Genomic DNA, 16,570 nt, shown 5'->3' with positions numbered 1-16,570 from the left:
GCACGACACCGAGCGTAACTCGCGGCGCTCGTCGGCTGTTGCTCCGGACATGGCCCCCACCGCCGTCCCGCCTCCGTTTCCCCTCCCGCTCCCCCGCCGGCCGCTCGCCGTCGAGGGTGCCGCGGGTGCCGAGGGCGCCGGGGCGCGCGCGGACGACGCGGTGCGCCGCTGGTACGGAGAGGGGCTGGGCTGGGCCACGCTGCCCGGACCGCCGGTGCGGCTCGTCACGGGGCTGCGGTTCGACGTCCTGGACGTCCCCCGCGGGGCGGGCGCGGCCGGCCTGCGGCATCTGGGCCCGGGGACCCCGGTGGCGCTGCACGGGGACCGCATGCGGCTGCTGGTGGCCGCGGGCAGCGCGGAGGAGCTGCCGGGGCTGCTGGACTGGCTGGAGTGGGGCTCACTGCCCCTGGACCTGCGGGCGCTGGGCGCGGGCGACGGCATCACGGCGCCGGTCCCGGCGCCGGTTCCCGCCCTGGGTCCCGCCCCGGTCACCGCCCCGGCCGTCACCGGTTCGCAGGGGGCCGCCGTCTGGCTGCGGCCCCCCGTGCCGGGACGCGAGGTGGAGTCGTCGCTGCCGGCGCTCTCGGCGCTGGGCGGCGGTGGGGGCACCCCCGACCTCGTACGACTGGTGGAGACGGTGGCCACGGAGTGCCACCGCATCCGGCTGCGGCGCGTGGCCGCTCAGCCGTTGGCCTTCTCGTAGGCCTCGCGGATCGTCGCCGGGACCCGGCCGCGGTCGTTGACCTCGTAGCCGTTCTCCTTGGCCCAGGCACGGATCTGCGCGGTGTCCTGGCTGCCGCCGGACGTCGCGGCGCGCGCCTTTCCGCGACCGCCCGAGGCACGGCCTCCGGTACGGCGGCCGCCCTTGACGTAGGCGTCGAGAAGGCTGCGGAGCTTGTCCGCATTGGCGGTCGTGAGGTCGATCTCGTAGGTCTTGCCGTCCAGCGCGAACGTCACGGTCTCGTCCGCCTCGCCGCCGTCGAGGTCGTCGACAAGAAGGACCTGAACCTTCTGTGCCACTGGATTTCCTTTCATCGAAAACTACGGGGGTCGGGGGTCCGCAGCGCCGGCCGCTGTTTCGCGCCCCTGTTATATGCAGTACTGCAGTACGTCGGAAAGCAAACCGCTTTTGAAGGAAAAACACAAACCCTTGGCAGGAACCGGTGCGGAACCGGTGCGGGTCAAGGGAACACGTACGCTCCCGAACAGCACCGGAAACGTGCGCTTTCCGGACATAGGGCGCCCGGATCGCCCGGAAGGCGTGCGGGCGCGGAAGCGAGTGACCGGAAGAACCCGGAGAGCGATCACAGATGCAGAAGCATCCGGCTGTTGCCCAAGGTGTTCGGTTTCACTCGTTCGAGACCGAGGAACTCCGCGACGCCCTCGTCATAGGAACGCGACAGCTCCGCGTAGACATCGGAGTCGACGGGTGTCTCGCCGATCTCGACGAAGCCGTGCCTGCCGAAGAACTCGACCTCGAAGGTCAGACAGAAAACGCGGCGCACACCGAGCCAGCGGGCGGTCTGCAGCAGCTTCTCCAGAAGTTGATGGCCGACGCCCAGGCCGCGGGCCTGCGGGCCGACCGCGAGCGTACGGACTTCCGCGAGGTCTTCCCACATCACGTGCAGTGCGCCGCAGCCGACGACCTCGGCGTTGTCGTCGCGTTCCGCGACCCAGAACTCCTGGATGTCCTCGTAAAGCGTCACGGTCGCTTTGTCGAGCAGGATGCCGCGCCGCACGTAGGAGTCGAGGAGTCGGCGCACCGCCGGGACATCACTGGTCCTCGCCCTGCGGACGGTGACGGCTTTAAGCGCGCCTTCGGGGGTTCCTGCTGGGCTCTTCGCTGGCATGAACGGACGTTATCGCCCGCCGGCCGGACGCTCCGCGCCGGGGTTCTCGTCCCGGCTCTCATCGGGTTCCCCAGCGGGCCTCTCCGCGGGTCTCTTCACGGGTCTCTCATCCGCCGGTGGTGAATCCGCCGTTTCGGAAGGCGGCGGCGATTCGGATTCCCGGGTCCGCGGTCCCTGGACGATGCGGACGGCGTCCTGCAGCGCGAGCCGCTGTTCCTCGCTCATCATCCCGAAGAACGCGACCAGGGCGGCCGCCGGGTTGTCGCTCTGCGACCACGCGTCGTTCATCAGCGCGGCGGCGTAGGCGGCGCGGGTGGAGACCGCCTCATATCGATAGGCCCGGCCTTCCGCCTCGCGGCGCACCCAGCCCTTCTGATGGAGATTGTCCAAGACGGTCATCACCGTGGTGTAGGCGATGGTCCGTTCCTGCTGGAGATCTTCCAGAACTTCCCGGACGGTCACCGGGCGGTTCCACTTCCACACCCGTGTCATGACGGCGTCTTCGAGTTCTCCCAAGGGACGAGGCACACGCCGCACCCTAGTGGGACTTTCCGGAATCCGCGTGACAAAAAGGGCGTACGACTCGAAAGGATGAGATCCGAGTCGTACGCCCTGGGGTGCGGGGCCCTGTTCGGGTGGTGCGGCGCCGGTGCGTCAGGCGCCGTCGGTGTTCTTCGCGGACGGGGCGTTCTCCGCGCGCGCGAGCGCGGCGTCGACGGCCGCGTCCTCCTTGTACTTGTTGGCGCCGCCCTGGCTCTTGACGATCGTGACGATCACACCGATGAAGAAGACCGCCATCACGATGGGGGGCACGAGCGCGGAGAGGTAGTCCATGGATCCAGGGTAGCCCCGGGGGCGGGGCGGATCCGGGCGGGTGCGGTCAGCCCACGGCGGCGAGCGCGGGCACGAGCCGACCCGAGGGGGGCGGGGTGGGTCTGCGCTTCGGCGGGAAGACCTCGCCGGGGGTGGGGACGGGGCGCTGCGGGCGGGGCGTCCCGCCGGGGCCCGGGGGCGGGGACGCGGGCTTCTTGACGGGGCCGGGCTTGTCGGGGACGGGTTCGCGGGGAGCGGGCTCGTCGGGGGCCGGCTCGCGCGGGGCCGGGCGCTCCTCGGGGGCGGGATCCCCGGGGGTACGGGCCGCGGGGAACCGGCAGCGGGCCAGGAGGGCCGCGGCGGTGGGGTTGCCGCGGAGGGCGCCGAGTGCGGCGAGGTCGTCGCGGCAGGGGTGGTGGCCGGCGCGGAGGGCGTCCTGGAGGAGGTCCATGTAGGTGGTGGCCGTGGCGGGGAGGGCGGCGCGGTGGCGGGCGAGGTCGGCGAGGAGGAAGGCGTGCTGCCGGGCCGCCTCGCGGGCCGCCTCGTCGAGGGACGCGGCGAGGCGACGGCAGTCGCGTGCGTCCTCCGGGGGGACGGTGGGGTGGTGGGGGTGGAGGGCGAGGGCCAGGGCGCGGCGGAGAACGCGCAGCTCCTCCGCGCCGAACGCCATGCCGCGGTGACCGTGTGGCGTGGGCATGGGGTGACGGTACGCGCTAATCAGACAAAACCGACAGAAGGGGCCGTCGGCGTGCCGCCCCGCCTCCGCCGAGGGCGCGCCCCTGACGGGGCGCCCTCCCCGCGCCGGAGCCGAGCCGCGCGGCCGCGGCCGGCTCCGGCGTGCTCAGACGCGGGGGGTGTTGCGGCTGTGCACCAGGCGTAGGCCTATCAGGGTCAGCCAGGGCTCGTGTGCGTCGATTTCCGTGGCCTCGCCGAGGACCATCGGGGCGAGGCCGCCCGTGGCGATGACCGTGACGTCGTCGGGGTCGTCGGCCAGCTCGCGGGCCATGCGGCCCACGACCCCGTCGACCTGCCCGGCGAAGCCGAAGACGATGCCCGCCTGCATGGCCTCCACGGTGTTCTTGCCGATCACCGCCCGCGGCCGCGCCAGCTCGATCTTGCGCAGCTGGGCCCCCCGCACGCCCAGCGCCTCCACCGAGATCTCGATGCCCGGGGCGATCACGCCCCCCACGTACTCCCCGCGCGCGGACACCGCGTCGAACGTCGTCGCCGTCCCGAAGTCGACGACGATCGCCGGCCCCCCGTACAGCTCGACCGCCGCGACCGCGTTGATGATGCGGTCCGCGCCGACCTCCTTGGGGCTGTCCATGAGGATCGGCACGCCCGTCTTGACGCCCGGTTCGACGAGGACGGCGGGGACGTCGCCGTAGTAGCGGCGGGTCACCTCGCGCAGCTCGTGCAGGACGGACGGCACGGTGGCGCAGATGGCGATGCCGTCGATGCCGTCGCCCAGTTCGTCGCCGAGCAGCGGGTGCATGCCCATCAGGCCCTGGAGGAGGACGGCGAGTTCGTCGGCGGTGCGGCGCGCGTCCGTGGAGATGCGCCAGTGTTCGACGATCTCGTCGCCGTCGAACAGTCCGAGCACGGTGTGCGTGTTGCCCACGTCGATGGTCAGCAGCATGGCGTCGAAAACCTGTTTCCCTAGTCTCCTCGGCTCCCCGGTTTCCCTACTCAGCCGCGCGCAGGTCGAGGCCGATGTCGAGGATCGGCGAGGAGTGCGTCAGCGCGCCCACCGCCAGGAAGTCCACGCCGGTCTCCGCGTACGCCTTGGCGTTGCCCAGGGTGAGCCGGCCGGACGCCTCCAGGAGGGCGCGCCCCCGCACGATACCGACCGCCTCGGCGCACTCCTCGGGGGTGAGGTTGTCCAGCAGGATGAGGTCGGCGCCCGCGTCCACCACCTCGCGCAGCTGGTGCAGGGTGTCGACCTCGACCTCGATCGGCACCTCGGGGAACGTCTCGCGCACCGCCCGGAACGCCTGCGCGACACCGCCCGCGGCGACGACGTGGTTGTCCTTCACCAGGGCCGCGTCGGAGAGGGACATCCGGTGGTTGACGCCGCCGCCGCAGCGGACGGCGAACTTCTCCAGGGACCGCAGCCCCGGCGTGGTCTTGCGGGTGTCGCGCACGCGGGTCTTCGTACCCTCCAGCGCGTCCGCCCACGCGCGCGTGGCGCTCGCGATGCCCGACAGCCGGCAGAGCAGGTTGAGCGCGCTGCGCTCGGCGGTGAGCAGGTCGCGGGTGCGGGTGGTGACGGTGAGCAGCTTCTGCCCGGCCGTCACGCGGTCGCCGTCCTCGACGTGCCGCTCGACCTCGAACTCGTCGGTGCAGACGACGGACAGGACCGCCTCGGCGACGCGCAGCCCGGCCACGACGCCGTCCTCGCGCGCGGTGAAGTCGCCGGTGGCCCGGTCGTCCTCGGAGATGGTCGCCACCGTGGTGACGTCGACGCCGCCGTCGAGGTCCTCCATGATGGCGACATTGGCCAGGTCCTCGACCTCGACGGGGTCGAGTCCGGCGTCGGTCAGGAGCTGGGCGAGGGCGGGGTCGAGCCCGCACTCGGCGTACTCGTACTCGTCGGGGTCGCCGTGTCCGCCGCCGGCGCCGCACGCGCAGCCGGCGCCGCAGCCGCCGTCGGCGAGGGGAAGCTCGGAGATGTCGGGGGTCTCGCTCACGTCGGTCACTGCTCCTGGGGCTCGGGGGTCACGGGGCTCCCGGCGGCCCGGGCCGGGCCCAGGGTCGGCGGGAAGTCCGCGGTGTCGGTGGTGCGGACGGCGAGGGTACGGCCGGGGGCCAGGGTGACGACGACATGGCGCCGCCAGGCGGTGTCGTCGCGCTCGGCGTGGTCCTCGCGCCAGTGGCAGCCGCGGGTCTCCTCGCGCAGCAGCGCGGCGGCGACCAGGGCGCGGGCCACGCACAGCAGGTTGGTGGCCTCCCAGGTGTCGACGCCGGGCTCGGCCGTCTTGCCGTGTTCGTCGCGTGCGGTCAGGGCGTCGGCGCGCAACTGTTCGAGGCGGTCGGCGGCCGTGCGCAGGGAGGAGGCGGAGCGGAGCACGCCGGCGCCCTCGGTCATGATCCGCTGGATGGCGAGACGGGCCTCGGGCGCGAGCAGGGGGTGCGCGGGCTCCCCGGCCGCCCCGGGCCGCTCCGGCGGCGGTACGGCGGCGGGCACGCGCGCGTGGCGGCCGTCCGCGTCCCGGAGGGCCGCGATGTCGGCCGCGATCCGCTCGGCGTAGACGAGGCCCTCCAGGAGGGAGTTCGAGGCGAGGCGGTTGGCGCCGTGCACGCCGGTGCACGCGACCTCCCCGCACGCGTACAGGCCAGGCACGGTGGTCCGGCCGTGCCGGTCGGTGCGGACGCCGCCGGAGGCGTAGTGGGCCGCCGGGGAGACCGGGATCGGCTGGGTGACCGGATCGATGCCGTGGGCGCGGCAGGCGGCGAGGATGGTGGGGAAGCGGCGCTCCCACATGTCCGCGCCGAAGTGCCGGGCGTCCAGGAACATGTGTGCGGCGCCCTGCTCCTGCATCCGCCGGGTGATCCCCTTGGCGACGATGTCCCGGGGCGCCAGCTCCGCCAGCTCGTGCTGCCCCACCATGAAGCGCGTGCCGTCGGCGTCCACCAGGTGGGCGCCTTCGCCGCGCACCGCCTCGGAGACCAGTGGCTGCTGGCCCTCCGCGTCGGGCCCCAGGAAGAGCACGGTGGGGTGGAACTGGACGAACTCCAGGTCGGAGACCTCGGCGCCCGCGCGGAGCGCGAGGGCGACGCCGTCGCCCGTCGAGACGGACGGGTTGGTGGTGGCGGAGAAGACCTGCCCCATGCCGCCGGTGGCGAGGACCACGGCGGGCGCGTGGACGGCGCCGACGCCGTCGTGCTGGCCCTCCCCCATCACGTGCAGGGTGACGCCGGCGGTGCGGCCCTCCGCGTCGGTCAGCAGGTCCAGGACGAGCGCGTTCTCGACCGTACGCAGTCCACGCGCGTGCACCGCCTCGACGAGCGCCCGGGAGATCTCGGCGCCGGTCGCGTCGCCGCCCGCGTGCGCGATGCGGCGGCGGTGGTGGCCGCCCTCGCGGGTGAGCGCCAGGCCGCCGCGCTCGGACTCGTCGAAGTGCGCCCCGGTCCCGATCAGCCGCCGTACGGCGTCCGGGCCCTCGGTGACGAGGATCCGTACCGCCTCCTCGTCGCACAGTCCGGCGCCGGCGACCAGGGTGTCGTCCAGGTGCTGCTCGGGGGTGTCGCCCTCGCCGAGGGCCGCGGCGATGCCGCCCTGCGCCCAGCGGGTGGAGCCGTCGTCGAGCCGTGCCTTGGTGACGACGACGGTGTCCAGGCCGGCGGCCTCGCAGCGCAGCGCGGCGGTCAGGCCTGCCACTCCGGAGCCGACGACCACGACGTCCGCGGTGAGGGACCAGCCCGGGGCGGGCGCGTGCAGTCGTATGCCTGTGCTGGTCACGAGACGGCTCCGGGGGTTTCGGGGGGCAGGACTGCGAAGGTGAGCGGGAGGTTGTCGATCAGCCGGGTGGCGCCGACCCGGGCGGCGACGGCGAGGACGGCCTCGCCGGTGAAGTCGTCCGGCACCTCGGTGAAGTCGGACGGGTCGACCAGGGCGAGGTAGTCCAGGGCGAGCGGCGGGTCCAGGCGGGCCGCGTCGTCCAGGACGGCGCGGGCGGCGGCGCGGACGGCGGCCGGGCCGCAGGGGGTCGCGCGGGCGACGGCGTGCGCGTCGGCGGCGGCGCGGGACTCGCCCAGCGCGTCGAGCGCCTGCGCGCGCGCCGGTGTGGCGGGCACCTCGCGCGCCCGCGCGCGCAGCGCTTCCTGCGCCGCGTGCCGGTCGCGGCCCGCGAACAGGGCGCGCGACAGGACGAGCGCCGTGCGCCGCTCGGTGGCGGACAGGTAGCGGTTGCGGCTGGACAGCGCCAGGCCGTCCTCCTCGCGCACGGTGGGCACGCCGACTACCTCCACGCCGAAGTTCAGGTCGCGCACCATGCGGCGGATCAGGGCGAGCTGCTGGGCGTCCTTCTGCCCGTAGAAGGCCACGTCGGGGCGGGTGAGGTGGAGCAGCTTGGCGACGACGGTGAGCATGCCGTCGAAGTGCCCGGGGCGCACGGCACCCTCCAGGCGCTCGCCCATGGGTCCTGCGCTCAGTCGCACCTGGGGCTCGCCGCCGGGGTAGACCTCCTCGGCGGAGGGCGCGAACACGAGGTCCGCGCCGGCCGCCTCGGCGACCTTCAGGTCGGCGTCCAGGGTGCGCGGGTAGCGGTCGAGGTCCTCGCCGGCGCCGAACTGCAGCGGGTTGACGAAGACGGTGACGACGACGAGGCCCGCCGCGCCGACGTGCGCGCGGGCGGCCCTGATGAGGGTCGCGTGGCCCTCGTGGAGGGCGCCCATCGTCATGACGACGCCGGTGGTGCCGCTCCCCGCACGCTGGGCGCGCAGCTGTTCGAGGTCGCGGAGGGTGGGGGCGAGGGCGAAGCCGTGGCGGGAGCTCATCGGGTGTGCCCACTTCCGGGGTTCTCGGGGTTGTCGGGGTCGTCGAAGTCGTCGTGGGGTCCTGCGCCGGGGTTTCCGAGCGGCCCGGGTGCTCCGGGGCCGCCGGGGGCCTCGGGGAGGTCCGTCGCGCCCGCGAGCACCCCGAGCAGGTCCTCGGCCGGCTCCGGCCTGAGCAGGCCGTGGGCGAGCGCCCGGTCGGCGGTGGCGCGGGCCATCGCGAGGTAGCCGGGCACGACCGCCGGGGCGTGCCGGCGCAACTCGGCGACGTGCGCGGCCACCGTTCCCGCGTCCCCGCGCGCGACGGGGCCGGTCAGGGCCGCGTCGCCGGAGCGCAGGGCGTTGTCGAGGGCGGCGCCGAGCAGCGGACCGAGCATCCGGTCGGGTGCCCCGACGCCGGCCGTGCGCAGCAGCTCCATCGACTGGGCGACGAGGGTGACCAGGTGGTTGGCGCCGAGCGCGAGGGCCGCGTGGTAGAGCGGCCGGCTCTCCTCGGCGATCCACTCGGGCTCGCCGCCCATCTCGATCACCAGGGCCTCGGCGGCCAGCCGCAGCTCCTCGGGCGCGGTGACGCCGAAGGAGCAGCCGGCCAGCCGCTGGACGTCCACGGGGGTGCCGGTGAACGTCATCGCCGGGTGCAGGGCGAGGGGAAGCGCGCCGGCGCGGCGGGCGGGGTCGAGCACCTTGGTGCCGTAACGGCCCGAGGTGTGCACGAGGAGCTGCCCGGGGCGCACGGCGCCGGTCTCGGCGAGGCCGGCCACCAGCGGAGGCAGGGCGTCGTCGGGGACCGTGAGCAGGACGAGCTCGGCACGCCGCAGGACCTCCTCGGGGGCGACGAGGGGGACGCCGGGCAGGAGCGCCTCGGCCCGGCGCCGGGAGGCGTCGGAGACGCCGGAGGCGGCCACCGGGCGGTGCCCGGCGAGCTCCAGGGAGGCGGCGAGGGGCGGGCCGACGCGGCCGGTGCCGATGACGCCGACGGTGAGTCGGGCGGGGCGGTCCCGGGGGTCTGGCTGCTGGACTGTACTCACGCGAGGGTGGCCTTCCCGTTCCAGTCCGCGAGGGGTACCGGACGATTTCTCGTCATGCTAACGCGATCCCCGGGCCGGGGCTCCGCTCCCCCGTCGTTGCCCGAAGGGCGGCCCGCCGAGGCCCCTCCGGGGCAGCCGCACCGGCCACTCGGGCACCGCAGCATCCACCTTGGGGAGTACGCGCCGGGTCCCCGGATCGACCCTCCGGTTGACTCCTGCATACCGCACGGTTCTTTACGCTGGGTTACGTGCAGCGCCTCTACGACTTCCTCCGCCGGCACCCGACCTGGGTCGACAGCTTCTGGGCCGTTGTTCTCTTCGGCCTGGCCGGTGTGAGCGTGGAGAGCACCGACGGGGTCAGGGGGCACCACGGCGGTTACGCCGAGTCCCTGATCCTGTCCGCCGTCCTGTGCGTCGTCGTGGCCCTGCGCCGCCGGGTGCCGGAGCGGATGCTCCTGCTCACCACCGCCGTCGGGCTGGCGCAACTCGTCCTCGACGTGGAGCCGACGGCCGCCGACTTCGCCATGCTGGTGATCGTCTACACGGTCGCCGCCAACGGCGCCCGCTGGGCCTCACGGTTCGCCCTGGCCGTCGGCCTGTGCGCGGCGGCCGTCGGCGAGATCCGCTGGCCGGAGCCGGACACGAGGGCGCTGACACATGTCGCCCTCGTCGTCTTCATGACGGTGCCGTTCGCCCTCGCCTGGGTGCTCGGCGACTCGCTGCGCACCCGCCGCGCGTACTTCGCGCAGCTGGAGGAGCGCGCCGCCCGCCTGGAGAAGGAGCGCGAGGCGCAGGCCAAGGTCGCGGTCGCCGCCGAGCGCGCCCGCATCGCCCGCGAGCTGCACGACGTCGTCGCGCACAACGTCTCCGTGATGGTCGTCCAGGCCGACGGCGCCGCCTACGTCCTGGACGCCGCCCCCGACCAGGCGAAGAACGCCCTGGAGACGATCTCCTCCACCGGCCGCCAGGCCCTCGCCGAGATGCGCCGCCTGCTGGGCGTGCTGCGCACCGGCGAGCACGTGGAGGGCGGCGAGTACGTGCCGCAGCCGGACGTCGAACAGATAGACGAGCTGATAGAGCAGTGCCGCTCCTCCGGGCTGCCCGTCGACTTCAAGGTCGAGGGCACCCCGCGCCCGCTGCCCAGCGGCGTGGAACTGACGGCGTACCGGATCGTGCAGGAGGCGCTCACCAACACGCGCAAGCACGGCGGCCCCAACACGGGCGCCAGCGTGCGCCTGGTGTACTTCGACGACGGCCTCGGGCTGCTCATCGAGGACGACGGCAAGGGCGCCCCCCACGAGCTGTACGAGGAGGGCGGCTTCGACGGACAGGGGCACGGGCTGATCGGCATGCGCGAGCGGGTCGGTATGGTCGGCGGCACGCTCGACGCGGGCCCGCGCCCGGGCGGCGGGTTCCGCATCAGCGCGCTGCTGCCGCTCAAGCCGGTCCACTGACACGTGCACGTTTCGGCCAGTCGCACCTTCGAGAACCCGCCAGACGCACCTCTGAGATCTTCAGACGCACCTTCGGAAACCCGCCAGACGATGTGAGGACACCGCCATGTCGATCCGCGTGATGCTCGTCGACGACCAGGAGCTGCTGCGCACCGGCTTCCGCATGGTGCTCGCCGCCCAGCCGGACATGGAGGTCGTCGCGGAGGCGGGCGACGGCGTCGCGGCGCTGGCGGCGCTGCGCGCGACCGCGGTCGACGTCGTCCTGATGGACGTCCGCATGCCGAAGCTGGACGGCGTGGAGACCACCCGCCGGATCTGCGCCCAGCCCGATCCGCCCAAGGTGCTGATCCTGACCACGTTCGACCTCGACGAGTACGCGTTCTCCGGGCTCAAGGCGGGGGCCTCCGGCTTCATGCTCAAGGACGTGCCGCCCGGCGAGCTCCTCGCCGCGATCCGCTCCGTGCACAGCGGGGACGCGGTGGTCGCCCCGTCCACCACGCGCCGGCTGCTCGACCGCTTCGCTCCGATGCTTCCCGAGACGACGGCCCGGCCCCGGCACGAGGGTCTGGAGCGGCTCACCGAACGCGAACGCGAGGTGATGGTGCTGGTCGCGCAGGGCCTGTCCAACGGTGAGATCGCGGCCCGGCTGGTGCTCTCCGAGGCCACGGTGAAGACCCATGTGGGCCGCATACTCACCAAGCTGGGGCTGCGGGACCGGGTGCAGGTCGTGGTCCTGGCGTACGAGACGGGCCTGGTCCGCGCGGGCGGCAACGGCTGACGGAAGCCCGGCCCCGACGGCCGGCGGAAGGGCCCCGACGGCCGGCGGAAGGGGCCCCTGCGGCCTGCGGGAGGGCCGCTGCGCCGGATCGGCCGAACGTGGCCGTCCGCCCGGCGCCGTACCACTAGGGTCTGCGCATGCTCCTGTGGATCAACGGGCCCTTCGGGGGCGGCAAGACACAGACCGCGTACGAGATACGGCGGCGGTTGCCCGGCAGCGTCGTCTGCGACCCCGAGCACGCCGGTTTCGGGCTGCACCGCATGCTCCCGCCGGAGCTGCGGGGAGACTTCCAGGACCTCGTCTCCTGGCGGCAGGGCGTCGTGGAGGTCCTCGACCTCACCCTGAGCAGGCACGACGGCGTGGTGATCGCCCCGATGACGGTCACCGACCCCGGGTACTTCGCCGAGACCGTCGGCAGGCTGCGCGAACTCGGCCACGACGTACGGCACTTCTCACTGCTCGCGGAGCGCGAGACCGTCCTGCGGCGGCTGCGCGAGCGCGGCCCCGGCGAACTGGTCGGGCGCGCCGTCTCCCGGCGCACCGGGCCGCGCCGGGAGAGCTGGGCGGTCCAGCGGCTCGACCACTGCCTCGAACGGCTGCGCGAGCCGGAGTTCGCCGAGCACCTGTGGACCGACCACTCGACGGTGCCGAAGACCGCCGACCGCATCGCCGTCCTGGCCGGCCTGACACTCCGCCCTAACCACGAGGGCCGGCTGCGCACCCGGGCGCGCCAGGCGCGGATCGGGCTCCGGCACATCCGCTTCGACTGACCCGCCCGGTCCGCGTCCGCGCACGCGGCGGCACATAGCCTGTGCGGGTGAGCGAGGAAACGGCGGACGAGGGGCCCGGGCCCGAGTGGCAGGGGTGGCGGGAAGCCGCCCAGGAGGCCCTGTACGGGCCGGAGGGCTTCTACCGGCGCCAGGGACCCGAGGGACCCGCCGGACACTTCCGTACGTCCGTACACGCCTCGCCGCTCTACGCGGCCGCCGTGGCCCGGCTGCTCGCCCGGATCGACACGGCGCTGGACCGCCCCGCCGAACTGGCCTTCGTCGACATGGCGACCGGCCGCGGGGAACTCGCCGCCGGTGTCCTCGCCGCGCTCCCCGGAGAGCTCGCGTCCCGCACGCGCGCGTACGCCGTCGAAATCGCCGGCCGTCCCGAGGGACTCGACCCCCGCGTCACCTGGCTGACCGAGCCCCCCGAGGGCGTCACCGGGCTCCTGTTCGCCAACGAGTGGCTCGACAACGTGCCCGTGGACGTGGCGGAGACGGACGCGGCCGGGGTACGGCGCCGGGTCCTCGTGCGGCGGGACGGCACCGAACGCCTCGGGGAGCCCGTCACCGGGCCGGAGGCGGAGTGGCTGGAGCGGTGGTGGCCGCTGCCCGAGGACGAGAATCCTCGCGCCCGGGAGGGCCTGCGCGCCGAGATCGGGCTGCCCCGGGACGCCGCCTGGGCCTCGGCCCTCGCCTCACTCGGCCGGGGGCTGGCCGTCGCCGTCGACTACGCGCACACCAGGGACGCCCGGCCGCCCTTCGGGACCCTCACCGGGTTCCGGGCGGGCCGTGAGACGCGCCCCGTGCCCGACGGCGCCCGCGACCTCACCGCGCACGTCGCCCTGGACGCCTGCGCGGGCCCCGGCGCCCGGCTGCTGCCCCAGCGGGAGGCTCTGCGCGCCCTGGACGTCACCGGCGCCCGTCCCCCGCTCGCACTGGCCACCACCGACCCGGCGGCGTACGTACGCGCCCTGGCGTCGGCCGGCGAGGCCGCCGAGCTGACCGCCCCGGGCGGTCTCGGCGACTTCGGGTGGCTGCTCCAGCCGGTCGGCATCGCGGACGTGCCTCTATAAGCGGACGCGCCCCTACAAGGAGCACGATTTCCGCGTGCCGCCCCGCGTGCCGCCCTACTTGTCGATGTCGCCGACCACGAAGAACATCGACCCCAGGATGGCCACCATGTCCGCGACCAGCGTCCCCGGCAGCAGTTCGGTGAGCGCCTGGATGTTGTTGTACGAGGCCGAGCGCAGCTTGAGCCGGTACGGCGTCTTGTCGCCCTTGCTGACCAGGTAGTAACCGTTGATCCCGAGCGGGTTCTCGGTCCAGGCGTAGGTGTGGCCCTCGGGGGCCTTGAGCACCTTGGGCAGGCGCTGGTTGACCGGGCCCGGCGGCAGCTCGGCGAGCCGGTCCAGGCAGGCGTCGGCGAGGTCGAGGGCGTTGTGGGTCTGCTCCAGCAGGCACTCGAAGCGGGCCAGGCAGTCGCCCTCGTCCCGAATGACGACCTTCAGGACGTCCTGGAGCTCCCCGTACGCCAGGTACGGCTCGTCCCGCCGCAGATCGAAGTCGACCCCGGACGCGCGCGCGATGGGGCCGCTCACTCCGTAGGCGTGCACGGCCTCGGGCGCCAGGACGCCGACCCCGCGGGTACGGCCGCGGAAGATCTCGTTGCCGAGCACCAGGTCGTCGTAGACGTCCATGCGGGAGCGGACGGCGGCGACGGCTCCGCGCGCGCGTGCGGTCCATCCGGCGGGCAGGTCCTCCTTGAGGCCGCCGACCCGGTTGAACATGTAGTGCAGCCGCCCGCCGGAGACCTCCTCCATGACGTGCTGGATCTCCTCGCGCTCCCGGAACGCGTAGAACATCGGCGTGATGCCGCCGAGCTCCAGCGGGTACGAACCGAGGAACATCAGGTGGTTGAGCACCCGGTTCAGCTCCGCGAGCAGCGTGCGGATCCAGACCGCGCGGCCGGGGACCTCCATGCCGAGCATCCGTTCGACGGCGAGGACGACGCCCAGTTCGTTGGCGAAGGCCGACAGCCAGTCGTGGCGGTTGGCGAGCACGATGATCTGGCGGTAGTCGCGCGCCTCGAACAGCTTCTCGGCACCCCGGTGCATATAGCCGATCACCGGCTCGGCGCTCAGGATCCGCTCGCCGTCCAGTACGAGGCGCAGCCGCAGCACGCCGTGCGTGGAGGGGTGCTGGGGGCCGATGTTGAGCACCATGTCGGTGCTCTCCGCGGCGCCGCCGATACCGACCGTGGTCTCCGTCGTGGGAGTCATGGCACCAGTCTCTCGTACGTACGCTTGCGGCATGGAGCAGGGGAGCACCGCGGCCGGTACCGCGGCGGACGGCGGGCACGGGGGCGCGGCCGACGGCGGTGACGCCGGTACGGGCGTGGGCGGCGAGCCCGTGTGGCGCGGGCTTCCGCCCGGACTGCTGCGGATGCGGCGGCTGCTGCTGGTGCTGTGGCTCGTGCCCGCGGCCCTCGCCGCCGGGCTGCTGCCGGGGCTGCTGGCCGGGCCCGGCTGGGCGCTGTTCGCGCTGCTGCCGCTCGTCGCCCTCGCCTGGGGCTGGGTGCTGCTCGGCCGCAACTGGCGCTCCTGGCGGTACGCCGAGCGCGCGGACGAGCTGCTGATCAGCCGGGGCGTGCTGTGGCGCGAGGAGACCGTGGTGCCGTACGGCAGGATGCAGCTGGTGGAGGTCTCCTCCGGCCCCGTCGAACGGCGGTTCGGACTGGCGACCGTGCAGCTGCACACGGCGGCCGCGGCCACGGACGCGACGATCCCGGGCCTCGCCCCCGTCGAGGCCGAGCGCCTGCGCGACCACCTCACCCGGCTCGGCGAGGCCCGATCGGCGGGGCTGTGACGGGCGAGGGGGCGCGGGGGGAGCGTGCGGCGGAGGCCCCGGAGGAGCGTGTGCCGGGCGTGCGGGAGCATTCCGCGCCGAAGACGCACACCGGCGCGGGGCCCCGGCCCGGTGAGCGGCGGCTGCACCCCGTCACGCCGTTCCGGCGCGCCTGGGCGCCGGTCGCCGTCGTCTTCGGCTGGGCCGTGCACGACCCCGACCAGACGCAGCGCCAGCTGGACCGGCTGGCCACCACCACCCTGCTGCTCGCCCTCGCCGTCCTCGTCCCGGCCGCCGCCCTGTACGGCTTCCTGAGCTGGTGGTTCACCCACTTCTCGGTCACCGAAAGCGAGCTGCGCATCCGCACCGGACTGCTGTTCCGCCGCACCGCGCACATCCGGCTCGAACGGCTCCAGGCGGTCGACGTCACCCAGCCGCTGCTCGCCCGGGTCGCGGGCGTGGCCAAGCTGCGGCTGGACGTCATAGGCGTCGACAAGAAGGACGAGCTGGCCTATCTGGGCCAGTCCGAGGCCCGCGCCCTGCGCGCCGAACTCCTCGCCCGCGCGGCCGGTTTCGCGCCCGAGACCGCGCACCGGGTGGGCGAGGCACCGGCCCGCCGACTGCTGCGCGTGCCGCCCGGCCGGCTCGCCGTCTCGCTGCTGCTGACCGTCACCAACTGGGCCGCGCCGGCCGGCGCGCTCGTCGTTCCGGCACTGCTGTGGCTCGCCACCCACAACCTGTGGACAGTGCTGGCGACCGCGCTGCCGCTGCTCGGCGCGGCCGGCGCGGGCAGCGTGGGCCGGTTCGCCACCGAGTACGACTGGACGGTGGGCGAGTCGCCCGACGGGCTCCGCATCGACCGCGGACTGCTCGACCGCGCGCACGAGACCGTGCCGCCGGGGCGGGTGCAGACCGTGCGGTTCGTGCAGCCGGTGCTGTGGCGGCGGCGCGACTGGGTGCGGGTGGAGCTGGACGTCGCCGGGTCGTCCAACTCGCTGCTGGTGCCGGTCGCCCCGCGCGAGGTCGCGGAGGCGGTGGTGGCCCGGATACTCCCGGGCGTCACCGTGCCGGCCGGTCTGTCGCGCCCGCCGCGCCGGGCGGGCCGTTGTCTGCCGGTGTGGTGGCGGGGCCACGGGCTCGCGGTGACGGACACGGTGTTCGCCGCCGGGCGCGGGCTGCTGCGCCGCCGGCTCGCCCTGGTCCCGCACGCGAAGGTGCAGAGCGTACGGCTGACGCAGGGGCCGTGGGCACGGCTGCACGGACTGGCCTCGGTGCACGTGGACAACGGCGCGGGCGGCACGGTCACGGCCCGGCTGCGGGACGCGGGCGAGGCGGCGGCCCTCCTGCGCGCCCAGGCGGACCGCTCCCGCACGGGACGCCGGGCGGCCCGCCCGGATCGCTGGATGGCGTGAGCGGGCGTTGAGTGGCGGCCTCCGGGGCCGGAAGCGGCCTCCGGGAGCCGGGCCGGTCTCGAGCCGCCGTGGGCGGCCGCTGAGCGCTGCGGGCGTGGTGCCGGCCGACGGCCGATGGGGGC

General features: G+C 74.3%; 18 protein-coding genes. 7 read left to right on the top strand and 11 right to left on the bottom strand.

Annotation, left to right across the window (positions count from 1 at the left end; translation table 11 throughout):
* Nucleotides 1-49: 49 nt before the first annotated feature.
* A complete protein-coding gene (locus tag OIE12_RS18305; protein ID WP_329136668.1) occupies nt 50-703 on the top strand; it encodes an SCO3374 family protein in 654 nt (217 codons plus the stop codon).
* Here OIE12_RS18305 and OIE12_RS18300 read toward each other — a convergent pair.
* The 10 genes from OIE12_RS18300 to OIE12_RS18255 form a co-directional block, all read right to left on the bottom strand.
* Nucleotides 682-1,020: a histone-like nucleoid-structuring protein Lsr2 gene (locus OIE12_RS18300; RefSeq protein WP_329136666.1), complete on the bottom strand. Its 339-nt coding sequence runs from the start codon at nt 1,018-1,020 to the stop codon at nt 682-684. The genes OIE12_RS18305 and OIE12_RS18300 overlap by 22 nt on opposite strands.
* A gap of 284 nt (nt 1,021-1,304) precedes the next feature.
* Complete coding sequence (locus OIE12_RS18295; RefSeq protein WP_329136664.1) at nt 1,305-1,850, bottom strand: amino-acid N-acetyltransferase; 546 nt, start codon at nt 1,848-1,850, stop codon at nt 1,305-1,307.
* A gap of 9 nt (nt 1,851-1,859) precedes the next feature.
* On the bottom strand, nt 1,860-2,342 hold the full coding sequence (locus tag OIE12_RS18290; protein ID WP_443054057.1) for a BlaI/MecI/CopY family transcriptional regulator: 483 nt from the start codon (nt 2,340-2,342) through the stop codon (nt 1,860-1,862).
* A 162-nt stretch (nt 2,343-2,504) separates the two neighbouring features.
* On the bottom strand, nt 2,505-2,684 hold the full coding sequence (locus OIE12_RS18285; protein WP_030378583.1) for a hypothetical protein: 180 nt from the start codon (nt 2,682-2,684) through the stop codon (nt 2,505-2,507).
* 46 nt (nt 2,685-2,730) lie between these two features.
* Nucleotides 2,731-3,360 (bottom strand): hypothetical protein, encoded by a 630-nt coding sequence (locus OIE12_RS18280; protein ID WP_329136659.1) that lies wholly within the window; start codon nt 3,358-3,360, stop codon nt 2,731-2,733.
* Nucleotides 3,361-3,504: 144 nt separating this feature from the next.
* The gene (locus OIE12_RS18275; protein WP_329136657.1) at nt 3,505-4,302 is read right to left on the bottom strand and encodes a type III pantothenate kinase; all 798 of its coding nucleotides are present in this window, start codon (nt 4,300-4,302) and stop codon (nt 3,505-3,507) included.
* 46 nt (nt 4,303-4,348) lie between these two features.
* Complete coding sequence (gene nadC / locus OIE12_RS18270) at nt 4,349-5,362, bottom strand: carboxylating nicotinate-nucleotide diphosphorylase (protein WP_329136655.1); 1,014 nt, start codon at nt 5,360-5,362, stop codon at nt 4,349-4,351.
* Complete coding sequence (locus tag OIE12_RS18265) at nt 5,359-7,125, bottom strand: L-aspartate oxidase (RefSeq protein ID WP_329136653.1); 1,767 nt, start codon at nt 7,123-7,125, stop codon at nt 5,359-5,361. The genes nadC and OIE12_RS18265 overlap by 4 nt, the downstream gene beginning before the upstream one ends.
* The gene (gene panC, locus OIE12_RS18260; RefSeq protein WP_329136651.1) at nt 7,122-8,162 is read right to left on the bottom strand and encodes a pantoate--beta-alanine ligase; all 1,041 of its coding nucleotides are present in this window, start codon (nt 8,160-8,162) and stop codon (nt 7,122-7,124) included. The genes OIE12_RS18265 and panC overlap by 4 nt, the downstream gene beginning before the upstream one ends.
* Nucleotides 8,159-9,187 carry a Rossmann-like and DUF2520 domain-containing protein gene (locus OIE12_RS18255; protein ID WP_329136649.1) on the bottom strand — a complete coding sequence of 343 codons (1,029 nt, stop codon included), beginning with the start codon at nt 9,185-9,187 and terminating at the stop codon, nt 8,159-8,161. Before OIE12_RS18255 ends, panC begins: the two co-directional genes overlap by 4 nt.
* A 248-nt stretch (nt 9,188-9,435) precedes the next feature.
* On the opposite strand from OIE12_RS18255, the gene OIE12_RS18250 reads away from it, so the two are divergent.
* The 4 genes from OIE12_RS18250 to OIE12_RS18235 all read left to right on the top strand — a co-directional run bounded on the left by OIE12_RS18250 (nt 9,436) and on the right by OIE12_RS18235 (nt 13,265).
* Entirely contained in the window at nt 9,436-10,641 is a 1,206-nt protein-coding gene (locus OIE12_RS18250) for a sensor histidine kinase (protein WP_329136648.1), read from the top strand.
* Between the two features lie 106 nt (nt 10,642-10,747).
* Nucleotides 10,748-11,419, top strand: a complete 672-nt coding sequence (locus OIE12_RS18245) for a response regulator (RefSeq protein ID WP_030378591.1) — start codon at nt 10,748-10,750, stop codon at nt 11,417-11,419.
* A 137-nt stretch (nt 11,420-11,556) separates the two neighbouring features.
* A complete protein-coding gene (locus OIE12_RS18240; RefSeq protein ID WP_329136646.1) occupies nt 11,557-12,189 on the top strand; it encodes an AAA family ATPase in 633 nt (210 codons plus the stop codon).
* Nucleotides 12,190-12,236: 47 nt separating this feature from the next.
* Nucleotides 12,237-13,265, top strand: coding sequence for an SAM-dependent methyltransferase (locus tag OIE12_RS18235; protein WP_329136643.1), 1,029 nt, complete (start codon nt 12,237-12,239; stop codon nt 13,263-13,265).
* Nucleotides 13,266-13,319: 54 nt separating this feature from the next.
* On the opposite strand, the gene OIE12_RS18230 is transcribed toward OIE12_RS18235, so the two are convergent.
* The gene (locus tag OIE12_RS18230; protein WP_329136642.1) at nt 13,320-14,471 is read right to left on the bottom strand and encodes an NADH-quinone oxidoreductase subunit D; all 1,152 of its coding nucleotides are present in this window, start codon (nt 14,469-14,471) and stop codon (nt 13,320-13,322) included.
* A gap of 31 nt (nt 14,472-14,502) precedes the next feature.
* Here OIE12_RS18230 and OIE12_RS18225 point away from each other — a divergent pair, with 31 nt between their 5' ends.
* Both OIE12_RS18225 and OIE12_RS18220 read left to right on the top strand, forming a co-directional pair.
* Entirely contained in the window at nt 14,503-15,057 is a 555-nt protein-coding gene (locus tag OIE12_RS18225) for a PH domain-containing protein (protein ID WP_329136640.1), read from the top strand.
* 59 nt (nt 15,058-15,116) lie between these two features.
* Nucleotides 15,117-16,448: a PH domain-containing protein gene (locus tag OIE12_RS18220; protein ID WP_329136638.1), complete on the top strand. Its 1,332-nt coding sequence runs from the start codon at nt 15,117-15,119 to the stop codon at nt 16,446-16,448.
* Nucleotides 16,449-16,570: the final 122 nt, after the last annotated feature.

This window comes from Streptomyces sp. NBC_00670 (assembly GCF_036226765.1).
Lineage (GTDB): Bacteria > Actinomycetota > Actinomycetes > Streptomycetales > Streptomycetaceae > Streptomyces.
Note: the sequence above shows the minus strand (reverse complement) of the source record. Positions and strands in the feature narration are given on the sequence as shown.